The organism is Roseicyclus marinus (assembly GCF_036322625.1).
GTDB classification, from domain to species: Bacteria; Pseudomonadota; Alphaproteobacteria; order Rhodobacterales; family Rhodobacteraceae; genus Roseicyclus; species Roseicyclus marinus_A.
Genome location: NZ_AP027266.1, coordinates 212,484 through 238,108, shown reverse-complemented (window position 1 = coordinate 238,108; position 25,625 = coordinate 212,484). Strand labels below are relative to the sequence as shown.

Annotated in this window: 26 protein-coding genes; 11 read left to right on the top strand and 15 right to left on the bottom strand. The window is 66.1% G+C overall.

What is annotated here, in order from left to right; all coding sequences use genetic code 11:
• Positions 1-50: 50 nt before the first annotated feature.
• Positions 51-593: a molybdenum cofactor biosynthesis protein B gene (gene moaB / locus AABA51_RS01160; RefSeq protein ID WP_338273579.1), complete on the bottom strand. Its 543-nt coding sequence runs from the start codon at positions 591-593 to the stop codon at positions 51-53.
• Positions 594-596: 3 nt separating this feature from the next.
• A complete protein-coding gene (locus tag AABA51_RS01155) occupies positions 597-1,406 on the bottom strand; it encodes a uracil-DNA glycosylase (RefSeq protein WP_338273577.1) in 810 nt (269 codons plus the stop codon).
• Between the two features lie 119 nt (positions 1,407-1,525).
• On the opposite strand from AABA51_RS01155, the gene AABA51_RS01150 reads away from it, so the two are divergent.
• From AABA51_RS01150 to plsY, 6 genes are read left to right on the top strand one after another with little or no spacing between them, the layout of a single operon-like run.
• Positions 1,526-2,476, top strand: coding sequence for an aspartate carbamoyltransferase catalytic subunit (locus AABA51_RS01150; RefSeq protein WP_338273576.1), 951 nt, complete (start codon positions 1,526-1,528; stop codon positions 2,474-2,476).
• Positions 2,473-2,976, top strand: a complete 504-nt coding sequence (locus tag AABA51_RS01145; RefSeq protein WP_338273574.1) for a hypothetical protein — start codon at positions 2,473-2,475, stop codon at positions 2,974-2,976. Before AABA51_RS01150 ends, AABA51_RS01145 begins: the two co-directional genes overlap by 4 nt.
• Positions 2,976-3,428 (top strand): hypothetical protein, encoded by a 453-nt coding sequence (locus AABA51_RS01140; RefSeq protein WP_338273571.1) that lies wholly within the window; start codon positions 2,976-2,978, stop codon positions 3,426-3,428. The genes AABA51_RS01145 and AABA51_RS01140 overlap by 1 nt, the downstream gene beginning before the upstream one ends.
• Positions 3,425-4,033, top strand: coding sequence for a hypothetical protein (locus tag AABA51_RS01135; RefSeq protein ID WP_338273569.1), 609 nt, complete (start codon positions 3,425-3,427; stop codon positions 4,031-4,033). Before AABA51_RS01140 ends, AABA51_RS01135 begins: the two co-directional genes overlap by 4 nt.
• Positions 4,030-5,313: a dihydroorotase gene (gene pyrC / locus AABA51_RS01130; RefSeq protein WP_338273567.1), complete on the top strand. Its 1,284-nt coding sequence runs from the start codon at positions 4,030-4,032 to the stop codon at positions 5,311-5,313. The genes AABA51_RS01135 and pyrC overlap by 4 nt, the downstream gene beginning before the upstream one ends.
• Positions 5,313-5,927, top strand: a complete 615-nt coding sequence (gene plsY / locus AABA51_RS01125) for a glycerol-3-phosphate 1-O-acyltransferase PlsY (protein ID WP_338276375.1) — start codon at positions 5,313-5,315, stop codon at positions 5,925-5,927. Before pyrC ends, plsY begins: the two co-directional genes overlap by 1 nt.
• 51 nt (positions 5,928-5,978) lie before the next feature.
• Here plsY and AABA51_RS01120 read toward each other — a convergent pair whose 3' ends face one another.
• From AABA51_RS01120 to AABA51_RS01110, 3 genes are read right to left on the bottom strand one after another with little or no spacing between them, the layout of a single operon-like run.
• Entirely contained in the window at positions 5,979-7,349 is a 1,371-nt protein-coding gene (locus AABA51_RS01120) for a glutamate--cysteine ligase (RefSeq protein WP_338273565.1), read from the bottom strand.
• Between the two features lie 56 nt (positions 7,350-7,405).
• Positions 7,406-7,927 carry a hypothetical protein gene (locus AABA51_RS01115; RefSeq protein ID WP_338273563.1) on the bottom strand — a complete coding sequence of 174 codons (522 nt, stop codon included), beginning with the start codon at positions 7,925-7,927 and terminating at the stop codon, positions 7,406-7,408.
• Positions 7,924-8,679: a 16S rRNA (uracil(1498)-N(3))-methyltransferase gene (locus AABA51_RS01110; protein ID WP_338273561.1), complete on the bottom strand. Its 756-nt coding sequence runs from the start codon at positions 8,677-8,679 to the stop codon at positions 7,924-7,926. Before AABA51_RS01110 ends, AABA51_RS01115 begins: the two co-directional genes overlap by 4 nt.
• Positions 8,680-8,691: 12 nt before the next feature.
• Between AABA51_RS01110 and ubiA the strand changes: the two genes are divergently transcribed.
• The 3 genes from ubiA to AABA51_RS01095 all read left to right on the top strand — a co-directional run bounded on the left by ubiA (position 8,692) and on the right by AABA51_RS01095 (position 12,014).
• On the top strand, positions 8,692-9,654 hold the full coding sequence (gene ubiA / locus AABA51_RS01105) for a 4-hydroxybenzoate octaprenyltransferase (RefSeq protein WP_338273559.1): 963 nt from the start codon (positions 8,692-8,694) through the stop codon (positions 9,652-9,654).
• Positions 9,655-9,816: 162 nt separating this feature from the next.
• Entirely contained in the window at positions 9,817-11,685 is a 1,869-nt protein-coding gene (locus AABA51_RS01100; RefSeq protein WP_338273557.1) for an OmpA family protein, read from the top strand.
• A complete protein-coding gene (locus tag AABA51_RS01095) occupies positions 11,682-12,014 on the top strand; it encodes a hypothetical protein (RefSeq protein ID WP_338273555.1) in 333 nt (110 codons plus the stop codon). The genes AABA51_RS01100 and AABA51_RS01095 overlap by 4 nt, the downstream gene beginning before the upstream one ends.
• 305 nt (positions 12,015-12,319) lie before the next feature.
• Here the strand turns inward: AABA51_RS01095 and AABA51_RS01090 are convergent, their stop codons facing one another.
• From AABA51_RS01090 to AABA51_RS01075, 4 genes are all read right to left on the bottom strand, one after another.
• Positions 12,320-13,828, bottom strand: a complete 1,509-nt coding sequence (locus tag AABA51_RS01090; protein ID WP_338273553.1) for a tripartite tricarboxylate transporter permease — start codon at positions 13,826-13,828, stop codon at positions 12,320-12,322.
• Positions 13,829-13,849: 21 nt separating this feature from the next.
• On the bottom strand, positions 13,850-14,359 hold the full coding sequence (locus AABA51_RS01085; RefSeq protein ID WP_338273551.1) for a tripartite tricarboxylate transporter TctB family protein: 510 nt from the start codon (positions 14,357-14,359) through the stop codon (positions 13,850-13,852).
• A gap of 73 nt (positions 14,360-14,432) precedes the next feature.
• The gene (locus tag AABA51_RS01080) at positions 14,433-15,395 is read right to left on the bottom strand and encodes a tripartite tricarboxylate transporter substrate binding protein (RefSeq protein WP_338273548.1); all 963 of its coding nucleotides are present in this window, start codon (positions 15,393-15,395) and stop codon (positions 14,433-14,435) included.
• 89 nt (positions 15,396-15,484) lie between these two features.
• A complete protein-coding gene (locus AABA51_RS01075) occupies positions 15,485-16,681 on the bottom strand; it encodes a pyridoxal-phosphate-dependent aminotransferase family protein (RefSeq protein ID WP_338273546.1) in 1,197 nt (398 codons plus the stop codon).
• 118 nt (positions 16,682-16,799) lie between these two features.
• Between AABA51_RS01075 and AABA51_RS01070 the strand changes: the two genes are divergently transcribed.
• Positions 16,800-19,691: an FAD-binding and (Fe-S)-binding domain-containing protein gene (locus tag AABA51_RS01070; RefSeq protein ID WP_338273545.1), complete on the top strand. Its 2,892-nt coding sequence runs from the start codon at positions 16,800-16,802 to the stop codon at positions 19,689-19,691.
• A 1-nt stretch (position 19,692) separates the two neighbouring features.
• Complete coding sequence (locus AABA51_RS01065; protein ID WP_338273543.1) at positions 19,693-20,349, top strand: GntR family transcriptional regulator; 657 nt, start codon at positions 19,693-19,695, stop codon at positions 20,347-20,349.
• A 28-nt stretch (positions 20,350-20,377) separates the two neighbouring features.
• On the opposite strand, the gene AABA51_RS01060 is transcribed toward AABA51_RS01065, so the two are convergent.
• The 6 genes from AABA51_RS01060 to AABA51_RS01035 form a co-directional block, all read right to left on the bottom strand.
• Positions 20,378-21,169, bottom strand: a complete 792-nt coding sequence (locus AABA51_RS01060; protein ID WP_338273541.1) for an enoyl-CoA hydratase/isomerase family protein — start codon at positions 21,167-21,169, stop codon at positions 20,378-20,380.
• Positions 21,170-21,241: 72 nt separating this feature from the next.
• Positions 21,242-21,697, bottom strand: a complete 456-nt coding sequence (locus AABA51_RS01055; RefSeq protein ID WP_338273539.1) for a molybdenum cofactor biosynthesis protein MoaE — start codon at positions 21,695-21,697, stop codon at positions 21,242-21,244.
• A 4-nt stretch (positions 21,698-21,701) separates the two neighbouring features.
• On the bottom strand, positions 21,702-21,953 hold the full coding sequence (gene moaD / locus AABA51_RS01050) for a molybdopterin converting factor subunit 1 (RefSeq protein WP_338273537.1): 252 nt from the start codon (positions 21,951-21,953) through the stop codon (positions 21,702-21,704).
• A complete protein-coding gene (pgsA, locus tag AABA51_RS01045; RefSeq protein ID WP_338273535.1) occupies positions 21,953-22,615 on the bottom strand; it encodes a CDP-diacylglycerol--glycerol-3-phosphate 3-phosphatidyltransferase in 663 nt (220 codons plus the stop codon). The genes moaD and pgsA overlap by 1 nt, the downstream gene beginning before the upstream one ends.
• A 53-nt stretch (positions 22,616-22,668) precedes the next feature.
• Positions 22,669-24,537 carry an excinuclease ABC subunit UvrC gene (gene uvrC / locus AABA51_RS01040; protein ID WP_338273532.1) on the bottom strand — a complete coding sequence of 623 codons (1,869 nt, stop codon included), beginning with the start codon at positions 24,535-24,537 and terminating at the stop codon, positions 22,669-22,671.
• 303 nt (positions 24,538-24,840) lie between these two features.
• On the bottom strand, positions 24,841-25,617 hold the full coding sequence (locus tag AABA51_RS01035; RefSeq protein WP_338273530.1) for an SDR family oxidoreductase: 777 nt from the start codon (positions 25,615-25,617) through the stop codon (positions 24,841-24,843).
• Positions 25,618-25,625 lie beyond the last annotated feature (8 nt).

The following is a 25,625-nucleotide window of genomic DNA, read 5'->3' as shown; positions in this document are numbered from 1 at the left end:
GTCACGCAGGATCGCGCGACCCGATCACCGCGGTTCCACGATGCAAGCGGTCATTTCCGTCGCAGATGCTCGTCGAGCCGCGGCATGATCTCCACGAAATTGCACGGCAGGTGCCGCGAATCGAGCTGGAACCGCAGGATTTCATCCCAGGCATCCCGACAGGCCCCGCTGGAGCCGGGCAGCGCGAAAAGATAGGTGCCGTTCGACACCCCGCCCGTCGCGCGGCTTTGCACCGCCGATGTGCCGATCTTCTGCATGGAGATGATCGTGAACACGGTGCCAAAGGCCTCGATCTCCTTTTCGTAGACGTCGCGATGCGCCTCGATGGTCACGTCGCGCCCGGTCAGGCCGGTGCCGCCCGTGGTCAGGATCACGTCGATGCCGGGATCGGCGCACCAGCGCCGCAATTGATCCGCGATGGCGTCACGCTCGTCGCGCAGGATGTTGCGCGCGGCCAGCACATGGCCCGCATCCGTCAACCGCTGGACCAGCAGGTCGCCCGATTTGTCCTCGGACAGGCCACGGGTATCGGACACGGCCAGAACGGCGATGCGCACGGGATGAAAGGGGCGGGATTCGTCGATGCGCGACATGGCTCACATCTTTCTCAGCCGCGCCTTGAGGGACAGAAGATCCTCCCAAGCCTTGGCCTTTTCATGGGGTTTCCGCAACAGGTGGGCGGGATGGAACATCGGGATCGCGGGGCGGTCCATCACCTCGGTCCATTGGCCGCGCAGACGCGTGATGCCCATCTTTCCGGTCAGACCCTGGCAGGCATGGTTGCCCATCAGGACAAGGATGTCGGGGGCGGCCAATTCGATATGCCGCCGCACGAAGGGACCCATGATCGCCAGTTCCTCGGGTGTTGGCTCGCGGTCCTGCGGCGGACGCCATGGCAGCATGTTGGTGATGTAGACACCCTGCGCGGGATCGGTGGCGGTGCGGCCCAGCCCGATGGCGGCCAGCATGCGGTCCAGCAACTGACCCGCCTGCCCGACACAGGGCTTGCCCTGCTGATCCTCTTCGCGGCCCGGGGCCTCGCCCACGATCATCACGCGCGCCGCCGGATCGCCATCGGCAAAGACGAGCCGCGTCGCCGTCTGGCTGAGCGGGCAATGGGCAAACGCCTCCATCGCGGCCCTGAGCGAGGGCAGGTCCCGCGCGGCGGCGGCGGCATCGCGCGCCACGGCAACGGCATCCACGGTATCGGCCCGTGCCGCAGCCTCGACCGGGCGCGCGGCAGGCTGAACAGGCCGGGCGGTGGCGGGTGCGGCGACGGGGACGACCGGCGCGGCATCCTCCAGCGCGAAACGGTCGACCGGCGCGTCGAGGATCGCCTCGTCCGCCCCAAGCTCGATCTGCCAATCCAGCAGCGCCAGCGCCTCGTGATAGCCCATGTCATCCATGCCGCGCAGGCTATGCGCAGGCGCAACAAAGGAAAAGGGGGCAACGGGTCTGATGCCTTGCCGCCCCGCCCTGCCCGCACCTATAAGCGCACACAGGCGCAAGGCACCGGGGCGGCACGATGAAATTCAGCCAGACGCATCTCTTGGGGATCGAAGACCTTCACCCGATGGAGATCACGATGCTGCTCGACCGGGCCAATATCCATGCCGAGGCCGAGCGCGGCAGCCGCCAGCACGGGCAACCGCTCAAGGGCCTGACCCAGATCAACATGTTCTTCGAGGCCTCGACCCGCACCCAAGCCAGCTTCGAGATCGCGGGCAAACGGCTGGGCGCGGATGTGATGAACATGGCGATGGCGGCATCTTCGCTGAAAAAGGGCGAGACGCTGATCGACACGGCGCTGACGCTCAACGCCATGCACCCCGATCTCCTGGTCGTGCGCCATCCGCATTCCGGCGCGGTCAAGCTTTTGGCCGACAAGGTGAATTGCGCGGTCCTGAACGCGGGCGATGGGCGGCACGAACATCCGACACAAGCGCTTCTCGACGCGCTGACGATCAAACGCGCCAAGGGGCGCATCCATCGCCTGAACATCGCGATCTGCGGCGACATCGCCCACAGCCGCGTGGCACGCTCCAACATCTTCCTTTTGGGCCGGATGGAAAACCGCGTTCGGCTGGTCGGACCGCCGACGCTGATCCCCGCCGGGGCCAGGGATTGGGGGGTCGAGGTCTACGACGACATGGCCGAAGGCTTGAAGGATGTGGATGTCGTGATGATGCTCCGCCTTCAGAAAGAGCGGATGGACGGCGCCTTCATCCCCTCCGAGCGCGAATATTTCCACCGTTTCGGCCTGAACGCCGAGAAACTGGCCCATGCCAAGCCCGATGCCATCGTGATGCATCCCGGTCCAATGAACCGCGGCGTGGAAATCGACGGGACCATCGCCGACGACATCAACCGATCCGTAATCCAGGAGCAGGTCGAGATGGGCGTCGCGGTCCGCATGGCCGCGATGGAGCTTCTGGCCGAAAACCTGCGGGAGCGGCGCGAGAAAGGCGTGGCATGACGGATACGCTCCACGTCTTTGCCATCACCGCGCCCGAGGGGCTGAGGCACACCCACCTCACCCGCGCCGAAGGGTTGGCCCCGGACCTGCCGCCCCTGACCGATTGGCTGGGCGCCGAGGTGGATACGGAAGAGATCGAGCTGTTCCCGATCCGCGATCTGGGCGACATGGCCCTGTCCGATTACATCACCATGGCCTTTGCCCCCGAAGCCATCCCTCCGCAGGCGCTGCGAAAGATCAACGGGATCAAGGGCCATGCCCTTCTGGTGCCCGAGCGCGCCCTGTCCGAAGAACCCGCGCCCACGGGCGAGGCACGGCTTATAGCCTCCCTGCCCCTCGCGCGGCCCGATCACAGCGCGACGCTGCCCAAGGCCGATGTCGCGCCGATGCCCCAGACCCTGCCGCCGCTCCCTGCCCCGCCTGCGCGTCGTGGAACAGGGGCGCTTTGGGCCATGGTCGTGCTGGGGGCCGTGGCGCTGATCCTGATATGGGCGCTGTGATGGACCCGCATCTGCCGACCCGCAACATCTTCACCCCCGAGACACCGCTCGATCCGGGCGAGGGGGTGGTCGCGCAATTCCACGCCGACCGCGCCACCTATTGGCGGGAAAACGCTTGGCTTGCGGCCATAGCCATGGCAGCGGGCATGGGCATCCTTTGGGCGCTTGGCAATGAACATGTCTGGACCGGGGCGGTCGGGGGTCTTCTGGCCATCGCGGTCCGCGCGCTTTACCTGTCCTCGGACGAGACCAGGATGCGCTGGGACCTGACAGACCGCCGCCTTCTTGGTCCCGGTCCCCGCGTCATCGCGCTGGACAATATCGCGCAGGTCAACACGATCTTTTCCGCCGTGCAGGTCGTGACCGTCACAGGCGACAAGCACCTGCTGAAATATCAGGCCGATGCCATGGCCACCAAGGCCCGCATCGACGCCGCGCGGGGGCGGGCATGACGCAGGGGGCGGGCTGGGACGGCATTCTGGAACCGGGCGAGACGATCCTGTGGCAGGGGCAGCCCCAGCCGGGGATCATCTGGCGCGACGCGCTCTCGCCGCTTGGCCTGTTCGGGGTCGTGTTCACGGGGTTCTCGCTGTTCTGGATCACCGCCGCCGCTTCGATGCTGGCCGAGGGGCCGGGCTTTCCCTTCACGCTCTTTCCGCTGTTCGGCCTGCCTTTCCTGCTGGTCGGACTTTTCATGATGGGGGGGCATGTGGTGCTGGATGCTTATGTCCGCGCGACCACGTGGTATACGCTGACGGACCGCACGGCCTATGTCGCGCGCGTAATCCTTGGAAAACGCACGCTGGAAAGCTATCCCATCGCCGCCATGGACAGGCTGGAACTCACCGATGGCATGCCGGGGGACGTGATCTTCGGCGTGGCACGGCATGCCCACCCCGAGCGCGTTGCGCGGCAGGGCCGCGCGCGCAACAAGCTGGTGACCGGAACGGTGACGCAAACGGGCTTTCGCAAGATCACCGAGGCGCGCAAGGTCTGGCGGATGATCCGCGACCGGCAGGCGGCGATGGAACGACTGGAAAGGGACGAGACGCCATGACCAACGCGCTGCTTCGCAACGCCCGCCTGATCGACCCGGAGGCGGGGACCGAAACGCTGGGCTGGCTCCGGATCGAGGGGGGGCGCATCGCCGAAACCGGCGAGGGCGCGCGCGCAGGCGGCATCGACTGCCACGGGGCCTGCCTTGCGCCCGGCATCGTGGATATCGGCGTCAAGGTGGGCGAACCGGGCGAACGCCACAAGGAAAGCTTCCGCACCGCTGGCCGCGCGGCGGCGGCGGGCGGCGTCACCACCATGGTCACCCGCCCCGACACCGCCACCCCCATCGACACGCCCGAAGTGCTGGAATTCGTCACCCGCCGCGCGCAACAAGATGCCAGCGTCAAGGTCCGGCCCATGGCCGCCCTGACCCGCGCCCGGCAGGGCCGCGAGATGACCGAGATCGGCTTTCTTCTGGATGCGGGTGCCGTGGCCTTCACCGATGGCGATGCGGTGACCACCAACACCAAGGTCCTGTCGCGCTGCATGACCTACGCAAGATCGCTCGGCGCGCTGATCGTGGGCCACCCGCAGGAACCAGGCCTGAGCGACGGGGCCGCCGTGACCTCGGGCAAATTCGCCTCGCTGCGCGGCCTGCCCGCCGTCTCGCCCATGGCCGAGCGCATGGGGCTGGAGCGTGATCTCGCCTTGGTCGAGATGACGGGCGTGCGCTACCACGCCGACCAGATCACCACCGCCATGGCCCTGCCTGCCCTAGCCCACGCCAAGGCCGCAGGGCTCGACGTGACCGCCGGTGTTTCGATCCATCACCTGACGCTCAACGCGCTCGACGTGGGCGATTACCGCACCTTCTTCAAGGTCAAGCCGCCGCTCCGCGACGAGGAGGATCGGCTTGCCATGGTCGAGGCGCTGCGCGACGGGGTGATCGACGTGATCTGCTCCATGCACACCCCGCAAGACGAGGAAAGCAAGCGCCTGCCCTTCGAAGCCGCCGCCGCGGGCGCGGTGGGGCTCGAAACCCTGCTGCCCGCAGCCTTGCGCCTTTACCATGCCGAGGCGCTGGAGCTGCCGCTTCTGTTCCGGGCGCTGTCGCTGAACCCGGCGCGGCGGTTCGGCCTTGACGGGGGGCGGCTTGCGCCCGGCGCGCCTGCGGATCTGGTGCTCTTCGACCCTGACGTGCCCTATATCCTCGACCGCTACGCGCTCAATTCCAAGTCGCGCAACACGCCCTTCGATGGCCAGCGGATGCAGGGGCGCGTGCTGCGCACATGGGTGGATGGGGCCGTGGTCTACGACCGCACGTCGGAGATGGCGGCATGATCCCCGCGCTTGAAACCGGTCCGGCGCTTCTGGGGGTGGTTGGCCTGCTCGCCTATGTGCTGGGCTCCGTGCCCTTCGGCATCGTGATGGCGCGCCTCTTCGGGCTTGGCGACCTGCGCAAGATCGGATCGGGCAATATCGGGGCCACCAACGTCCTGCGCACCGGCAACAAGCTCGCAGCCTTCCTGACGCTGGTTCTGGACGCGGGCAAGGGTGGCATCGCGGTGCTGGCCGCCCGTGCGACGCTGGGCGAGGATGCGGCGCAGGTCGCGGGCTTTGCCGCCTTTCTTGGCCATTGCTTCCCGGTGTTCCTGGGGTTCAAGGGCGGCAAGGGCGTGGCGACCTTTCTGGGAACGCTCCTGGCCCTGGCATGGCCCGTCGGATTGGCGGCTTGCGCGACATGGGCGGCGGTGGCAGCCGTCAGCCGCATCTCCTCGCTTTCGGCGCTGGTGGCAGCCGCCCTCGCCCCGGTCTGGGCCATCTTGCTTGGAAACAGCGCGGCGGCGCTACTGCTTGTCTTGCTAGCAGGACTGATCTTCTGGCGGCATGCGGGCAATATTTCACGCCTGCTCGCAGGGACGGAGCCACGGATCGGAAAATCCACAAAGGGTTGAACGACCCAGACCGCGTGGCGGTGGGGCAAAGGCCGGTGGCCCGCGCCCCTTTCAGTAGCGATGCGCCGCGTAGATCCGGCTCAGGTCGCCCGCCCATGCGCCGTGGTATTCCTCGAGCAGCTCGTCGGCAGGCACACGCCCGGTTTCCACGCTGTCCTTCAGCGCATTCAGGAAATGCGTCTCGTCGGGGATCAGGCCATCGGCACCGGGTCGCGCGCGGGCCTTGAGCCCGGCTTCGGCGATAGCAACGGCCTCGCGGGCGATATCATGCAGGCGGAGCGTTCCGACCTGCCCCTGCAACCCATCGACCGAGGCCGCAACCCGCAGCGCCTCGCGCGTTTCGGCATCCCAGCCCTTGACCAGATCCCAGGCCGCATCGAGCGCCGATTGGTCATACATCAGGCCGACCCAAAAGGCGGGCAGCGCGCAAAGCCTGCGCCACGGGCCACCATCTGCACCGCGCATCTCGATGTATTTCTTGACGCGCGCCTCGGGAAAGACGGTGGTCATGTGATCGGCCCAATCGCTCAGCGTCGGCACTTCACCGGGCAGGGCAGGCAATTGCCCCTTCAGGAAATCGCGGAAGGATTGGCCCAAAGCGTTGATGTATGTGCCGTCGCGGTAGACGAAATACATCGGCACATCGAGCACGTAATCGACCCAGGCCTCGAAGCCGAAACCCTCCTCGAAGACGAAGGGCAACATGCCGGTCCGCGCGGCATCAAGGTCGCGCCAGACCCGCGAGCGCCACGACTTGTGACCGTTCGGCTTGCCGTCGAGGAAGGGCGAATTGGCAAAGAGCGCGGTGGCCACGGGCTGCAGGGCAAGGGCCACCCGCAGCTTTTGCACCATATCCGCCTCGGAGGCGAAATCGAGGTTCACCTGAACCGTGCAGGTGCGCCGCATCATGGTGGTGCCCATGGTGCCGACGGATTGCATGTAGCCATCCATCAACTTGTAGCGACCCTTGGGCATGAGCGGCATGTCCTCGTGCCGCCAGATCGGGGCCGCGCCCAGCCCGATGAATTCCACCCCGATCCGGTCGGCGACCTCGCGCACTTCGCGCAGATGTTCGTTCACCTCGTCGCAGGTCTGGTGGATCGTCTCGAGCGGCGCGCCCGACAGTTCCAGCTGTCCACCGGGCTCGAGGCTGACATTCGCGCCATCCTTGGTCAGGCCGATGATGTTTCCGCCTTCGAAAACCGGCTGCCATCCGAATTTCTGCTGCAACCCTTCGAGCACTGCCTTGATCGAGCGCGCCCCCTCGTAGGGAAGCGGCGCAAGCGTGTCGCGGCAATAGCCGAATTTCTCGTGCTCGGTGCCGATCCGCCACTCGGATTTGGGCTTGCACCCCGAGGCGATGTATTCGGCCAATTGCCCGTGATGCTCGATGGGACCGCCGCCGGACTGAGGGATGGACATGGGTGTTTCTTTCGCGCTCGGGGCTGCCTTCGGGGGGCACAGGTGACCCGGTGGCTCTATCGTGTCAAGGCCGGAGCGTTCACACGCCGCCACAGCAGCTGTTCACCCATGCGCGTTCCCCGCCGCGCAGCCAACAGGCTCTGGCCGCCAAGACCCGGCAGCGCGGTGAATGCATCGAAGAGCGCATCGGCCCCGGCCGCGTCCACGGGCACGATCAGCATCTGCCCCGGCTCGCTCAGGATCCAGGCCGCCGCACCCGTGTGATCGCGCCGGATCGCAAGGCTTGTCAGATCGGCAAGCGAGACCGCGCCGCCGGTCTGGGGACCCATGTAAAGGATGCGCCCCTCGACCACTTGCACCACGCCCGGCCCCTCGCCCGCCGTGACGAAACGTGCCCGCCGCACCGCCGGGATCAGCGCCAGCAATGCCAGTGCGGCCAGCACATAGCCAAAGCCCTGCACGATCAGCCCCGGTCGCGCCGCGATCCACAGGCCGAGGAGGATGACGGCCACGGCCCCGATCACCTCGCGCCAGCGGTAGAGCAGGGCCGCGACCTCGGGGCGGAGAAACCCGTTCACCGCCAATCCCCGAGGCTGGATTGGAACAAGGTCAGGGCTGCGACCGCGGCCGTATCGGCGCGCAGGATGCGCGGACCCAGCGCGATGGGATGCACGAAGGGCAGGCCGCGCAAGCGGTCACGCTCGGCTTGCGAAAAGCCGCCTTCAGGCCCGATCAGGATGGCCCAGCCGCTTCCTTGGACCTGTTGGTCCGCGTCAGCCGCGACAAGGTCGGGCAGGAGCGCGGAGCGACCGACCGCACCTTCATCCGCAAAGATCAGCCGCCGCCCGTCGGGCCAATCGGCCAGAACCCGGTCCAGCCTGTGAAGATCCGTCACCTCGGGCACGAAGGTGCCGCCGCATTGCTCGGCCGCTTCCACCGCATGGGCCTGCAAGCGGTCCTGCCGGATGCGTTCGGAATTCGTGAATTCGGTCTGGACCGGCATGATGCGCGCGGCCCCCATCTCGACCGCCTTTTCCACGATGAAATCGGTGCGCGCCTTCTTGATCGGGGCAAAGAGCAGCCACAGGTCCGGCGGCAACAGCAGGGGCGCTGTCTGCCGCACGCAACGCAGGACGCCGCCGCGCTTTCCGGCCTCGGCCACGCTGGCGGCCCATTCGCCGTCGCGCCCGTTGAACAGCGCGACCTCGGCCCCCGGCCCCAGCCGCATGACGTTGAACAGGTAATTGGCCTGCTCCCGCGACAGGTCGAGTGTTTGCTCCGGGCCCAAAGGCTGGTCTACATGGAGGCGTATCTTGGGACGGTCCGACATGAGGCGCAAACTATGAGCGAGGCCAGCAAAACGCCAGAGGGTCAGGTGGCTGACGCCGTGCGCGGCAATTGGGTCGACCGGCTCGCGCCCGCGCCCACGCGCCCCTATCTGCGGCTCAGCCGGGCCGACCGCCCCATCGGGACATGGCTTTTGCTTCTGCCCTGCTGGTGGGCGATCTTTCTGGCGGCGGCCTCGGACGGGGCGGGGCTGTCGCTGCACGAGCTGTGGCTCTTCGTCGGGTCCTCCATCGGGGCCTTCCTGATGCGCGGTGCAGGCTGCACTTGGAACGACATCACCGACCGCGACATCGACGGATCGGTCGCGCGCACCCGGTCGCGGCCCATTCCCTCGGGGCAGGTGAGCGTCAAGCAGGCGCTGGCCTGGATGGTGGCGCAGGCGCTTCTGGCCTTTGGCATCCTTTTGACCTTCAACCTGCCCGCCATCCTTCTGGGGTTCGCGTCGCTCCTGACGGTTGCGGTCTATCCTTTTGCCAAGCGCTTCACCTGGTGGCCGCAGGTTTTCCTGGGCCTCGCCTTCAACTGGGGGGCGCTGTTGCTGTGGACGGCGCAGACGGGCAGCCTGGGTTGGCCTGCGGTGCTGCTGTACCTTTCGGGGATCAGCTGGACGCTCTTCTACGACACGATCTACGCCCATCAGGACCGGGAGGATGACGCCCTGATCGGGGTCAAGTCCACGGCCCGGCTGTTCGCCGACAACACCCATCTGTGGCTGCGCGGCTTTCTGGTCGCAACCATCGTCCTCATGGGGCTTGCCGTCCTTGTGGCGCTTGGTCAGGCCTCGGTTCTGGCGCTGGTGCTGGCCTTGGCGGGGATCTGGGGCATGGGTTGGCACATGCTGTGGCAGTTGCAGCGGCTCGACATCGACGATGCCGCGACCTGTCTGCGGCTGTTCCGGTCCAACCGGGACACGGGCCTGATCCCTGCGCTGTTTTTCGCCGCAGCGGCACTGGTCTGATTGAACCCGGCCGGGCTAGCCTGTAACCCCTTTGCAACGCACGCCCGCGGGCAGCCTTTGACGATACGGCCCATGATCCGTTTGCCGACCCTTATTGCTGCTGGTTCCTTTGTTCTCGCGGCCGTTCTTGCCATCTTCACCGCGGGTTTTCTCGCGGTGGCCATGGAACGGCGTTCGGTCGAGGCGATCACCGAGACGCTGCATGCGGGCGGCATGACTTGGGCCGAGATATCGGCCAACGGACTTCAGGTCTTCATCGACGGAACGGCCCCGAGCGAGGCGGCGGCCTTTCGCGCGGTCAGCCGGGCGGGCGCGATCATCGACGCGGACCGGCTGGTGAACCGTGTCGAAATCCGGCGGCGTGACGCCACCGCACCGCCGCGCTTTTCGGTCGATGTGCTGCGCACCACGACGGGTCTGCAGGTCATCGGATTGGTTCCGACGGCCACGGGTCTTGATCCGATCAATGACGCGATCATGGCCATCGAGAATGTCGGCGAGGTCACGAACCTTGTTGAAATCGCTGATTTTCCTGTGCCTCCGACCTGGGTGGCCGCACTGGATTACGGGCTGCGCGCCCTGCAAGAACTGCCCCGGTCCAAGGTCACGATCTATGCCGACCGGGTCGAGGTTCAGGCCATCAGCGAAAGCGCGGAACAGCGTGCCCGTTTCCTTGCGACGCTGGAACGGGGCCAGCCGCAGGGCGTGACCGTCGTTCTGGACATTTCGGCCCCGCGCCCGGTCATCACGCCCTTTACCCTGCGGTTCACCATCGATGCGGATGGGGCACGGTTCGAGACCTGCGCCGCCGATACGCTGGCCGCGCGCGACCGTATCATCCAGGCCGCCGCAGCCGCCGGCGCGCAGGGTGTCCTGACCTGCACGATCGGGTTGGGCGTGCCGTCGCCGCAATGGGGCGATGCCGTCGTCACCGCGATCGGGGCCCTTGCACAACTGGGGCAAGGCACGGTCGCCTTTTCGGATGCGGATGTGACGTTCATCGCCGCCGAGGGGACGGGGCAGGACGATTTTGACCGTGTTATCGGGGAGTTGAGCGCCGCGCTGCCCGATGTCTTCTCGCTCGATGGCGTGCTGCCGACCCCGCAGGTGGACAGCGCATCGGCCAGCACCGGGCCCGCGCGGCTCATCGCGACACTGAGCGAGGACGGAAGGTTGCGCCTGCGCGGGCGGTTGCCGGAGGGACCGGTGGGCCGGTCGGTAGAGGCTTATGCGCGGGCGCTGTTCGGCGCGGCGCGGACCGATATCGCGACGCGGGCGGTGGCGGACCTGCCGCAGGGCTGGTCGATCCGGGCGATGGCGGGGCTGCAGGCCTTGTCGCAGGTCGGCGAGGGCACGATGACGCTGGAGCCCGAAACGCTGCGGCTGGAGGGGCGGACGGGCGATGCGGCGGTCGCCTCCGAGATCACGCGGTTTCTGGCGGGCGAGCTGGGACAGGCTGCGGCCTTTGACGTGGCGGTGCGCTACGACGAGGCGCTGGACCCGGTCGCGGCCCTGCCGACGCCCGAACAATGCGTTGAAAGAATTCAGGAAATTCAGGCCGAGGGAAAGATCACCTTTGATCCCGGCTCGGTCGAGATCAACGAGAGCGCGGGCGAAGTGCTGGACCGGATCGCCGAGGTTTTGCCCGATTGCCAGCATGTGCGGATGGAAATCAGCGGTCATACCGACAGCCAGGGCCGCGAGGAAATGAACCTGAACCTGAGCCAATCGCGCGCGGATGCGGTGCTGAACGGGCTTTTGGCGCGGGAGGTTCTGGTGTCGAACCTTGTCGCGCAGGGCTATGGCGAGAGCCAGCCGCTGGCCTCGAACGAGACCGAGGAAGGGCGCGAACAGAACCGGCGGATCGAGTTCCGGCTGCTGGTCGAAGCGTCGGAAGAAACGGATCAAGCCCCTGTTTTGGAAGGGGAAAATGCAACAGGTGACGCGGCGGAGGTTCCGGCTGGCGCGCGTCCCCGGCCCCGGCCCGCGAGCCTGTCCGGCGCGCCCGAGCAAGAGGATGAAGCCCCATGAACCGCATCGAGTTCATCATCGTGATCGCGATCATCCTGTTCGTGGCCTTTGTGCTGGGATGGTTCGCGCATTGGCTGGTCGCGCGGTTCAGCCAGGTGACGAGCGCGGATCTCAACGAATTGGAATCGCTGGCAAAAGCGCTGCATGACGCGGAAGAAACGCGGGATCAGGCCATCGCCTATCTGCAACATCGCGAGGCGGAGCTGACCGGGCAACTGAGCCAGACGGAGGCGGAATTGCGCGCCGCGATGGATGGTCTGCGCGAGGCGCGGCACGAGACGGAAGAGCTGCGCGTCTATATCGAACGCATGAACCGCGCCGAGGATTGAGCGGCGGATCGTGGTTGATATCCGGTCAACCGCAGGCGCCCATGGTGAACAAGCGGTGAAGATTTCCGGGCAAATCCTGACAGAGGGTTAATTTTCCGGCGCGAAGATGAACGCATCCTTGCGCCGGTGCAGGGCCTTTGGGGATTTGTTCATCTATTGGCGTGACGGAGCGGTTTCGGGGCCCCGCCGGGCGTCCTTGGCCGCGTTGCGCCCCCCCCGACATGCGGACCGCCCGACCCTGCGGCGGGTGCCGTTCGGGCCGGGCGATCAGGCAGCGATGCGGGCTTTTCCCGGGACGGGCCCGGCTACTCGCCCGCCGCGACCGCGGCACGGTAGGACCTGTGGCGCTTCCACTGGCCGTAGAAGCCGTAGACGAGCGACGCGATACTGGCGGTCAGAAGCACAGCGGTGATCGGGCGGGAAACGAATTCCCAGTAGTCGTAGTTCGAGATCACGAGCCCCTGCCGCAGACTGGTTTCCGCGATCGGTCCCAGAACTAGGCCGATCACGAAAGACGCGATGGGATATTTCAACTTGCGCAAGAGAAAGCCGAAAGCCCCCATGGCGAGCATGATGCCGACATCGGAGATGTTGGAATTCAGCGCATAGACGCCGGTCATGCACAAGACGACGATGGCAGGGCCGACCAGCGCATAGGGTGCCTTGAGCACAAGGGCGAAATACCGCGCGGCGCGGATGCCGAAGACCAGCATCAGGATATTGGCCAGGAACATGCCGATGAAGACCGTGTAGACAAGCTGCGCGTTGTTTTCCATCAGCAGCGGGCCGGGGATGATGCCGTGGATCGTGAGCCCGCCGAGCATGACGGCGGTGGTGGCGCTGCCGGGAATGCCGAGCGCCAGAAGCGGCACCATGGAACCGCCCACGGCGGAGTTGTTGGCCGATTCCGGGGCAGCGATGCCATCCGCGATGCCGGTGCCGAAATCCTGCGGGCGCCGGGACCAGCGGACGGCCTCGGAATAGCTGATGAAGGCGGCGGTCGTCGCCCCGACGCCGGGCAGCGCGCCGATGATCGCCCCGATGGTGGACGAGCGCAAAAGCGTGATGCGTGTGGCCATGAATTCCTTGAGGCTGGGCAGCTGGGTCGAGACATCGGTGATGACCTGACCCGTCGTCACGCGTTCGCCCGAGCGCTGCAGCACTTCGGCGAGCGCGAAGGTGCCGATGATGGCGGGCACGAAGCTGATGCCGGTCAGAAGCGACAGGTTTCCGAACGTGTAGCGCTCGGTGCCGGTGATCGGGTCAAGCCCGACCGTGGCGATGCCAAGGCCGATCAGGCCCGCCACCAGCCCCTTGAGGATCGAACCGCCGCCGATGGCCGCGATGGCGGTGATGCCCAGAACGGCCAGCGCGAAATATTCGGCCGGACCGAAATTCAGCGCGAATTGCGCCATGGGCGGGGCCAGCAGCATCAGGACAACGGTGCCGAAGATGCCGCCGATGGCCGAAGCCGCAAGCGCGATGCCCAGCGCCTTGCCGGCTTCGCCGCGCCGGGCCATCGGATAGCCGTCCAGCGCGGTACAGGCGGCCTCGGGACTGCCCGGTGTGTTGAACAAGATGGCCGAGATGGACCCGCCGAAGGTCGAGCCGACATAGACGCCCGACAAGAGCAACAGGCCCGCGATCGGGTCGAGGACGAAGGTGAAGGGGATCAGCAGCGCGACCCCGACGATGCCGGTCAGGCCGGGGACCGAGCCAAAGGCGATGCCCCAGATCACGGCGACGATCAGCAGAAGGAACGAGGACGGGTTCCCGAAGAGATAGGCGAAGGCGGACCCATAAGCTTCCAGCATGTGACGTTTCCTTCGGCTGGCTCAGTAGAAGAGCACGTTGAATTCGTAGAAGACCCCGGTTCCCCGTGGCAGCGGCAGTTGCAGCGCCTTGGTGAAGAAGAGGACGAGAGCCACCGTGAACCCCAGCGCGAAGGCCACGCGGATCGCGTGGTTGGGATAGGGGATCACGAAGCTTGCCAGAAACAGGAAGGTGATGGTGGCAATCGGGAAGCCCACGATCTGCAGCGCGAAATAGAAGGCGAGGATGAGGCCCGCCATCGCGCCCACGCGCGCCACCGAGACCCAGTTTTCGGAGGTCATCACGAAAGCTTGCGTGTCGGCGTCTTTCGGACCCCGCAGGCCCATCAGCCCGCGCACCACCATGATCGCGGTGATCAGGGCCATGGTGCCGAAAACGGCCTTGGGCCAGAAATCCGCATCGGCCTGCGCGAAGCGGCGGGATGTGGGAAATCCGTCCGCCTCGATCCAGAGATAGATCGAGAGGAGGAAGAGGAGGCCAGCGAAAGCCACATCGAGAAGACGCGCCGCCATGGCTATCTCCAGAATCGAGAGGGATGGGGTGCTGCCCGGCCGTGGCATCCACGACCGGGCAGGTGCGACGGCGTCAGTTGTTCAGGAGGCCCAGCGCGTCGAGGACGCGGGTATAGGTCTCGACCTCGGTGTCGATGAAGGCCTGGAACTCGGCCGGATCGAGCAATTCGGACCGGAACTGGAGTGCGGCCTGTTCCTCGAATTCGCGGTAGCTGTCGCTGGCGACGGATTGCTCCACCAGGCTGTACATCGCGTTCACGATCTCGGGGTCGACGCCTGCGGGCATGGCGAAGGCGCGCCAGCGGCCGAGCGTCACGTTATAGCCCAGCTCGACCGCCGTGGGCACATCGGGCAGGACCGGCAGGCGTTCTTCGGAGAAGACGACGAGCGGGCGCATGTCGCCCGATTCGATCAGGCCGCGTGCGGGGCCGTATTCCTCGTGCATCGCGTCGACCTGACCGCCGAGCGTGTTTGACACCATTTCGGCCGAGCCGAAGGGAACGGTGGTCAGTTCGGCACCGGTTTCGATGTTCCAAAGGCCGATGACGGTATCGTCGAAGCCTGCCGCACCAGTGATGCCGATGGTCAGATCGCCGGGATTGGCGCGGGCGTGTTCCATCAGCTCCTGGATGGTCTGGAACGGGCTCGATGCCGGAACGACGATCATGCCCTGGTCGAACTGGACCCGTGCGACGGGGGCGAAATCGGCCATGTCGATGCGGCCGAGCGCGTGGTTGATGATTTCATCGGGGCTGATCGCCATCATCGTGTAGCCGTCGCGGGGACGCTGCATCAGGTTGGCGAAGGCGGGAATGCCGCTGCCGCCCTGGATCGAGATCGGCACCATGGATTCGCCGGCCACCTCCTGGAAGGGCGCGGCCACGGCGCGGACGAAATTGTCCGTGCCGCCACCCGGACCGTAGGAATGGATCACTTCAACTGTGCGTTCGGGGTAGTCCGCTGCCGCCGGGCTGGCGGCCACAGCCAGGCTGGCTGCGGTGAATGTCGTGATGACGGTTGCCTTCAACGAAACCATGGCAAGTTCCTCCCTTGGTGGTCTCTGGGGTTTGGTGCAGTTGCGGTGTGTTTCCCGGGGCGCAACCGCACGAGCGCCCCGGGCAGGCGTTATTCCGCGGCGATCGCGGCGGGGATGTCCTCCTCCAGGACAGCCATCGCCGCTGCCGTTCCACCGGCGGAATGGGGGATGCGCGATTTGGCGAGCGCCATCTCGATGCCCGAGAGGGTACCCATCAGCATCGCATCGTTGAAATCGCCCAGATGGCCGATGCGGAACACCTTGTCGGCGACCTTGGACAGGCCGTTGCCGAGCGAGATGTCGAAGGAGCGCAGCACCTGCGCGCGGAAGGCATCGGCGCTGTGGCCCTCGGGCATGAGGACGGCGGTCAGGACGCCGCTTTCCTGTCCCTGCTGGCGGCAGAGCACCTCGAGCCCCCAGGCGCGGACGGCGGCACGGGTGGCGCGGGCATGGCGGGCGTGGCGGGCGAAGACGTTGTCGAGCCCTTCCTCGTGCAGCATCGCGATGGCCTCGTTCAGGCCGTAAAGCGCGTTGGTGGCGGGCGTGTAGGGGAAATAGCCGGTGGCATTGGGCCCGGTCATGTCGTGCCAATCCCAGTAGGACCGGCGCATGCCGCCCTTGCGCGACACTTCCATCGCCTTGTCGCTGACGCAGTTGAAGGAGATGCCGGGCGGCAGCATCAGGCCCTTTTGCGAACCCGAGACGCAGACATCCACGCCCCATTCGTCGAAGCGGAAATCGACCGAGGCGAGGCCCGATATCGAATCCACCATCAAGAGCGCGGGATGGCCCGCCGCGTCGATGGCCGCGCGGATGTCGGCGATGGGAGAGACGGAGCCGGTCGAGGTCTCGTTGTGGACCACGCAGACCGCCTTGATCTCGTGGGCGGTATCCTTGCGCAGATAGGCTTCGATGGCATCGGCATCGGCCCCGCCGCGCCAGTCGCCTTCGATGAATTCGGCGCGCACGCCGAGCCGGTCGGCCATCTTTTTCCACAGCGTCGCGAAATGGCCGGTTTCATACATCAAGACGCGGTCGCCCTCGGCCAAGGTGTTGACCAATGCGGCCTCCCAGGCGCCGGTGCCGGAAGCGGGATAGATGAAGACGCGACCGGCCTCGGTCTTGAAGATCGTCTTCATGCCGTCGAGCGCGGTCTTGCCCACATCGGCGAAATCCGGGCCGCGGTGGTCGATCACCTGCGCGCTCATCGCCCGGAGGATGCGCTCGGGCACGGCACTTGGCCCAGGAATCTGCAGGAAGTGTCGGCCTGCGTTTCTCCGCTTCATTTTGTCCTCCCTAGACCGGAGCGCACCACGGCGGTATCGTCTTGTTGTGCGCATTATTTAGAATTATGAATACAAAATGCAGACGCCTGTCAAGGCATCGCACAGGGGGAGGAAGGGAATGCCGCTCGACCAGCTCAAGTATCAGTTTTCAGGGGAAATCCTGACCGATGCCTTTACGCGGGGGCGGTATTCGACGGATGCGTCGATCTATCAGATGATGCCGACGGCGGTGGCGATTCCCCGGTCCAAGGAGGATGTCATGGCCGCGCTGTCCATGGCGCGGGCCGAGGGATTGAGCGTCACCGGGCGGGGCGGCGGCACGTCGCAATGCGGGCAGACGGTGAATTCGGGGCTGATCATCGACAATGCCCGGCATTTCAACCGCATCCTCGAGATCGACGTGGAAGGACGCCGCGCCATCGTGGAGCCGGGCGTCGTGCTGGACGAGCTGAACCGGGCGCTGAAACCCCATGGTCTTTGGTTCCCGGTGGATGTGTCGACCGCATCGCGCGCCACCATCGGGGGGATGGCCGCCAACAATTCCTGCGGGGGGCGGTCGCTGAGATACGGGACGATGCGCTCGAACGTGCTGTCCATCGACGCGATCCTTGCCGATGGGACGCAGGCGCGCTTTGGCGAGGTGCAGGGCGGGCGGCTGTCGAACCATCCTGCCGCCGACATCATCAACGACATGCTGCGGATCGGAGCGGATCACGCGGAGCTGATCGATGCCCGTTTCCCCAAGCTCAACCGCCGCGTGGGGGGCTACAATCTCGATGCGCTGATCCCCGGCGGGGGCGCCCCCAACCTGTCGCATCTGTTGGTCGGGTCCGAGGGGACGCTGGCCTATTTCACCGCCATCGAGCTGAAGCTTTGGCCGCTGGTGGGCGAGAAGGTCCTGGCCGTCTGCCATTTCCCGAGTTTCTACCAGGCGATGGATGCGACCCAGCACCTGGTGGCGCTGGACCCGCTGTCGGTCGAATTGGTCGATGACACGATGATCGCGCTGTCGCGGCAGATCCCGCTGTTCCGGCGCACCATCGACGCGGTGGTCACGGGCGAGCCTGCCGCGCTTTTGCTGGTCGAATTCGACGAAGGCTCGGCCGAGGGCAATGCCCGCAAGCTGGCCGAGATCGAGGCGCGGATGGGGGAATTGGGCTTTTCGTGGCAGGGCACGGGGCGAAGCTGGGGCGGGGTGACGCCGATCACCGATCAGCGCCTGCAGAGCCAGATCGCCGAAGTGCGCAAATCGGGCCTGAACATCATGATGTCGATGAAGGAGGACGGCAAACCTGTCTCTTTCGTCGAGGATTGCGCGGTCGCACTGCCCGATCTGGCCGATTACACCGCCCGGTTGACGGAGGTGTTCGAGCGCCACGGCACGCGCGGCACGTGGTATGCCCATGCGTCGGTCGGGTGTCTGCATGTGCGGCCGGTGCTGAACCTGAAGCTGGCCGAGGACGTGCAGAAGATGCGCTCCATTGCCGAAGAAGCCTTTGCGCTGGTCGCGGAATACAAGGGGTCCCATTCGGGCGAACATGGCGACGGCATCGTGCGGTCGGAATTCCACGAACGCATGTACGGGACCGAGGTCACCGATCTGTTCCGCAAGGTGAAGGACCGCTTTGACCCCACGGGGGTGATGAACCCCGGCAAGATCGTCGATCCGCCCAAGATGGATGACCGCAGCCTGTTCCGCTATCCGCCCGATTACAGGGTCGCGCCGCTCAAGACGCAGTTCGACTGGTCCGCCTGGACCGGCGAAGGCGGCGGTTTTCAGGGCGCGGTCGAGATGTGCAACAACAACGGGGCTTGCCGGAAGCTGCAGGGCGGGGCGATGTGCCCGTCCTACCGGGTGACGCGCAACGAACGCGACGTGACGCGGGGGCGGGCGAATTCGCTGAGGCTGGCGATCTCGGGACAGCTGGGCCCGGATGCGCTGACCTCCGACGCGATGGCCGAGACGATGAAGCTTTGTGTCTCGTGCAAGGCCTGCAAGCGCGAATGCCCCACGGGTGTCGACATGGCCCGGATGAAGACGGAGGTTCTGGCCGCGCGTGTGGCGAAGCACGGGCTGACCCTGCATGACAGGCTGGTGGGCTACATGCCGCGCTATGCGCCCCTTGCCGCGCGGATGCCGTGGCTGATGAACCTGCGCAACAAGATCCCCGGATTGGCCAAGCTGACCGAGGGGCTGACCGGCTTTGCCGCCACGCGCGATCTGCCGACATGGTCGCATCGCCCGTTCCGCGACAGCGAGGTGCAGGCGGAGCGGCCCGATGTGATCCTGTTCGCCGATGCGTTCAACCGCTATTTCGAGCCCGAGAACCTGCGCGCGGCGGCGCGTGTCCTGAAAGCTGCGGGGCTGAAGGTTTCCGTCGCACGGCCAACGGATGGCGGTCGCCCGCTCGATTGCGGGCGCACGCTGTTGTCGGTGGGATTGGTCGAGGAGGCCCGCGCCGAGGCCGAGCGGCTGATCGCGGCGCTGTTGCCCCATGCAGAGGCCGGGGTGCCCATCGTGGGGCTGGAGCCCTCGTCGCTTTTGACGCTGCGCGACGAGATCCCGGCGCTGATCACCGATGGCCGGGCCGGGATCGTCGCGGAACAGGCGCTGATGCTCGAAGAATACCTCGTGCGCGCGAAAATCGCTTTGCCCTTGCAACCTCTGGGACGCAAGATCCTGTTGCACGGGCATTGCCACCAGAAGGCGCATCAGGTCATGCCAGATGTGCAGGCGGCGCTGGCCATGATCCCCGAGGCGGAGGTCGAGGTGGTCGAGACCAGTTGTTGCGGCATGGCCGGTGCCTTTGGCTATAATCGGGAGACGGTCGAGGTTTCCCTGAAGATGGCCGAGGCGAACCTGTTGCCCGCGGTGCGGGCAGCGGATGAAACGACATTGATCGTTGCCGACGGCACATCCTGTCGGCATCAGATCGCGGATGGAACCGGACGCCGGGCGGTGCATGTCGCCCGCATCCTCGAAATGGCCCTATTGGATCGAGGTCTGTGAGATGAACCTGTCTACCCCGCTGGCGCGCCCGTCGCTGCATGACGAGCTTGTCACCCGGCTGCGCGAGGCGGTCGTGGAGGGTGTGCTGGAACCGGGGTCAAAGATCCCCGAGCGCGAATTGTGCGAGAATTTGGGCGTGTCGCGCACCCCCCTGCGCGAGGCGCTGAAGGTGCTGGCGAGCGAGGGGCTGGTGGTGCTGGAGCCCAACCGGGGGGCCCGCATCTCGCCCATCACGATGGAGGAGCTGGAAGCCGCCTTTCCGGTGATCGCGGTGCTGGAGGGGCTGGCGGGCGAGCTGGCCTGTGCACGGGCGACGGATGCGGAGATCGCGGCCATCGTGGCGCGGCATGACGACATGTTCCGCGCTTTCGACGCGGGCGACCGGCCGAGCTATTTCAAGGCGAACCGCGATATCCATGCCGCGCTGTTTTCGGCGGCGCGCAACCCGGTGCTGGAGCAGCATTACGCGATGCTGTCGGCGCGCGTGGCGCGGGCACGGCTGTTGGCCAATGTCTCGGACACGCGATGGGCGGAGGCCGTGGCCGAGCATCGCGATATCGTCGAGGCGGTGGCGGAACGCGATGGCGCGCGGTTGGGTGCGCTGCTCGAGATGCATCTGAACAACAAGCTCGCCTCGCTCAAGAAAAGCGCGGGCTAGGTCGCGGGGTGCGGGGGGTGCGGGACGCTCAGCGCCCGGTCCACTCCGGCTTGGTCTTGCCCAGGAAGGCTTCCATGCCGATGCGGAAATCCTCGCTCATGTAGCACGAGGTGATCAGGTCGTCGTCATCGACCTTGGCCGCCGCGCGGTTGCGGCGCAAAGCCTCCTTGGTGGCGCGGAGCGTCAGGGGGGCCATGCCGCCCACGAGCGCGGCAAGCTCCGCTGCACGCGCCATCAGCGCGGCCTCATCGGGCAGGATTTCTGAAACCAGACCGCAGGACAGCGCCTCATCGGCTTCGATCAGGCGGGCGGTGAAGATCATCTCGCGCACCCGGCCCGCGCCGATCAGCTCGCTCAACCGCGCGAGATTGGCGGCGGCCAGGCAATTGCCCAGCGTGCGCGCGATGGGAAAGCCGTATTTCAGCTGCGCCGAGGCGATGCGCAGATCACAGGCCGCCGCGATGGAGGCCCCGCCGCCCGTGCAGGCCCCGTGGATCGCCGCGATGGTCGGCACGGGGCAGCGTTCGATGGCATCGAGCACCGCATCGATCCGGCGTTCATAGGCCAGCGCATCCTCTGCCGTCTCGAAGGCGCGGAACTGCGTCATGTCGGTGCCCGCCGCATAGGCCCTGCCGCCCGCGCCGGAGGTCACCATGGCCCGGACCGAGCCGTCGGTGGGCATGGTGGCGCAGATCCGGGCCAGGCGTTCATACATGGCGAAGGTCAGCGCATTGCGCGCCTCGGGCCGGTTGAAGGTGACCCAGAGGATTCCGTCGCGAAGATCTTCGGTCAGGTCGGGCAGATCCGTGTTCATCGCCATGCCTTGTCGTTCTTTCGGGAGGGGGTGTGGGGCCTGCCGCGCGCCAAGGGCAAGGCGCGGGGCCGGGAAGCTCTAGCGCATCCAGCGGGCGAGCGCGTCTTCATCCTCGTCCTTGGCGTCGACCCAGGCGGCGCCTGCGGCCGTGACCTCCTTCTTCCAGAAGGGGGCGCGGGATTTGAGGTAATCCATCAGGAATTCGGCCCCCGCGAAAGCGTCGGCGCGGTGGCGGGCGGCGGTGGCGACCATCATGATCGGCTCGGAGGGCGCAAGGGGCCCGTAGCGGTGCAGGATCATGGCGTCGGTCAGGGAAAATCGGTCGATGGCCTGCGCGCGGATATCGGTGAGCGCCTTTTCGGTCATGCCGGGGTAATGTTCGATCTCCATCACCTGGAGATCGCCGGTGGCCACGTCGCGGGTGATGCCCGAAAAGCTGACCACGGCCCCTGCCCCCGAAACGCTGGCGGCGAAGGCGTTGAGTTCGGCCCCCATGTCGAAGGCGGCCTGTTGCACGCGGATCGGGTCGGGCATGGGGTCAGCCCCCGGTCATGGGCGGGAAAAACGCCACTTCGCGCGCGCCCGAAAGGGGCGCGTCCATCTCGACCAGGGTCTGGTCGATGGCGGCGCGGATGCCTGCGGGATCGGAAAAGGCGAGCGCATAGCCTTCGTCGCGGGCCGACAGCTCGGTGATGAGGTCCGATAGGGTCGCGGCCTCGGTCTCGATCGTTTCGGAAGCGGTGCCGGTGCGTTCGCGCAGCCAGGCGAAATAGCGGATATCGAGTTTCATCACGTGTCCTTCAGGAAGGGCAGGGCCTTGCGGAAGTAATCGTAGCCGGTGACGAGCGTGAGCGCTGCGGCCAGCCACAAGAGGACGAGGCCACCATAGGAGGTGAGCATCAGGCCCTGGTATTTCCAGTTGAGGCCGACGGCATCGGGGATGTCGCCGTTCAGGATGCCCATCACGATCTCGCCGTTCATGCCGAGCGTCTGCATCAGGAAGTAATGGTCGAAAAGACCCCAGGCAAACAGCATGGTGATGGCGACCATCTGGACCATCGTCTTCCACTTGGCCAGCGGCGTGACCTTGAGCGTGGCGGCGGAATGGCCGAGAAATTCGCGCAGGCCCGAGACGAAAACCTCGCGGAAGAGGATGGCGGTGACGGGGATCAGCGTCCAGGCGGTGATGCCGTGGATGCCGAGGATCACGGCCAGCGCGATGACCACGACCGCCTTGTCCGCGATCGGATCGAGCATCGCGCCGAAGCGGCTGATCTGGTTCCAGGCGCGGGCGAGATAGCCGTCGACATAGTCGGTGAGCGAGGCCGCGAGGAAGAGGATCATCGCCACCCAATCCGCGAAAGGCCGCGGCAGGACGAGGAACACGAGCCCCACGAGAGGGGCCGCGATCATCCGGGCGACGGTCAGGATATTGGGCAGGGTCCAACGCATGGGGCAGGTTTAGCGCGGGCGCGGGGGAGAGGGAAGCGGGCGCGGTAGCGGTGTCACCCCCGGTCCTGGAAGTAATCGTAGATCTTTTGCGCCAGCGCGTCGTTGATGCCCTCGACCGCCGTGAGGTCGGAGAGGTTGGCGCGGGAGACGGCCTTGGCCGAGCCGAAATGCGCGAGCAGGGCGCGTTTGCGGGTGGCGCCGACGCCGGGGATGTCGTCGAGGGGGGTGGCGCTGACGGCCTTGGACCGTTTGGCGCGGTGGGCGCCGATGGCGAAGCGGTGCGCCTCGTCGCGCAGGCGCTGGATGAAATAGAGCACGGGATCGTTGCGCTGGAGCGCCATGACCGGCTGGCCGGGGCGGTGGAATTCCTCCTTGCCCTGGTCGCGGTCGATGCCCTTGGCCACGCCGATGAAGGGCAGATCGTCGATGCCGAGATCATCCATGATCTGTTTGACTGCCGAAACCTGTCCCGCGCCGCCGTCGATCAGGAGGAGATCGGGCCAGGCTTCGGACATCCGATCGGGGTCTTCCTTGAGGAGGCGCTGGAAGCGGCGGGTCAGCACCTCTTTCATCATGCCGAAATCGTCGCCGGGGGTGAGGTCGTCGCCGCGGATATTGAACTTGCGGTATTGGGATTTGAGGAAGCCGTCGGGGCCTGCGACGATCATCGCGCCCACGGCATGCGCGCCCTGGATGTGGGAGTTGTCGTAGACTTCGATCCGCTTGGGGGGTGTGTCGAGGTCGAAGGCATCGGCCAGACCGTCCAGGAGCTTGGTCTGGGCCTGCCCCTCGGCCATGCGGCGGGCGAGGCTTTCGCGGGCGTTGCGCATCGCGCTGTCGATCAATTCGGCCTTTTCGCCGCGTTGGGGGACGAGCAATTCCACCTTGCGCCCCAATTTCTGCGAGAGCGCATCGGCCATCAGGTCGGCATTGTCGATCTGGTGGGAGAGGATCAGCTGGGGGGGCGGGTCCTTTTGGTCGTAGAATTGGCCCAAGAACGCCTCGAGCACCTCGGGGGCGTCGATGTCGGCGCCCACGCGGGGGTAGAAATCGCGGTTGCCCCAGTTCTGGTTGGCGCGGATGAAGAAGACCTGAACGCAGGCCTGCCCGCCTTCCATGTGCAGCGCGATCACATCGGCCTCGCGCACGCCACGGGGATTGATGCCTTGGGCGGATTGCACATTGGTCAGCGCGCGGATGCGGTCGCGGAGCGCTGCGGCGCGTTCGAATTCCATGGCCTCGGAGGCCTCGGCCATCTGGGTGGCGAGCTGGGCCTGAAGCTCGGTCGAGTCGCCCTTGAGGAAGCGGACGGCATCGGCGACGGAGGCAGCATAATCCGTCGCGCTGATATAGCCGGTGCAAGGGGCCGAGCAGCGCTTGATCTGGTAGAGCAGGCAGGGTCGCGTGCGGGATTCAAAGGTCGCATCGGTGCAGTTGCGGAGCAAGAAGACCTTTTGCAGCTGGTTGAGCGTGCGGTTCACGGCCCCCGCGCTGGCGAAGGGGCCGAAATAATCTCCCTTTTCCGTCTTGGCCCCGCGATGTTTCTTGATCTGGGGAAAGGCATGGGCGCGCGCGACGAGGATGTTGGGGAACGATTTGTCGTCGCGCAGGAGCACGTTGTAGCGGGGTTTGAGCTGCTTGATGAGGTTTTGTTCCAGAAGCAGCGCCTCGGTTTCGGTGCGCGTGGTCAGGAACATCATCGAGGCCGTTTCGCGGATCATCCGCGCGATGCGGGGGCTGTGCCCGGACGGCTTGGCGTAATTGGACACCCGCCGTTTCAGCGCCCGCGCCTTGCCCACGTAAAGCACCCGGGATTGGGCATCGAGCATCCGGTAGACGCCCGGCGAATTGTCGAGCGTCTTGAGATAGGAGTGGATGATCTCATGCCCGGTTTCGGGCGCTTTCGAGGTCGGTTCGGTCATGGTCGGGACTGCTTTGGCGATTCCCTGTTCGGCTGCAACGGAACGGTGTTTTGATCAAGGGAAGAAGACTCCACCAAACCTGTGGACAAGCTTGAGGAAAAATCTTGGGAGAGGGAAAATTTTCCTTGTTTCGAGGTGGGTTCTGAGCTTTGCCTATTTTTTAGGCTAACTTTTAACGCTCTGATTTCAAAGCGTTTATTTTTCAAACGCCGATCCTGTCATCATCCTGTTACCTTGCATTTACAAGGACTTCACAAAATCGGGGCCGGTGGAAAACTCCGCATCGCGCCCCGACCCGTGGCGCTATTCAACCCCAAGGACGTCCGGGGTCTGCCATGCGAGATGCTGGCCCCCATCGACGCAGATGAGCTGGCCGGTCACGGCGCGCGCGGTCAGGAAATAGCGCAGCGCGTCGCAGATGCCCGCGGGGTCCGCGCCCCGGTTCAGGATCGTCGCCGCGCGCTGGCCCGCGAAATGCGCGGCGGATTGGCGGGCGCCCTGCATGGTCGGACCGGGACCGATGGCATTGACCCGCACGCGGGGGGCCAAAGCCTGCGCCGAGGTGCGGGTGAGCGCCCAGAGGCCCATCTTGGCGATCGTGTAGCTCATGAATTCGGGCGTGGGTTTCAGGACGCGCTGGTCGATCATGTTGACGATCAGGCCCTGCGCCTGCGGTTCGCCGTTTTCATCCGTGAGGGGGTCCGGCACCTGCGCGGCCATGGCTTGCGTCAGGACGAAGGGGGCGCGGAGGTTCGATTCCAGGTGCCTGTCCCAGCTGCTGCGGGTGGCGGTGGCGATATTGTCGTATTCGAAGATCGAGGCGTTGTTGATCAGCACCGTGATCGGGGCATCGAGCGCCGCGACCGCGCGGGGGAGCAGGGTCTGGGTCTCGTCCTCGTGGGTCAGGTCGGCTTGCAGCGTCACGGCGCGGCGGCCGAGCGCGCGCACCTCATCGGCCACGGTCGCGGCCTCTTCGGCGCTGCCGGAATAATGGATGGCCAGATCATGGCCCGCGCGCGCAAGTTCCAGCGCCATGGCGCGACCCAGACGCCGCGCCGCCCCCGTGACCAATGCCGTCATCACAATCT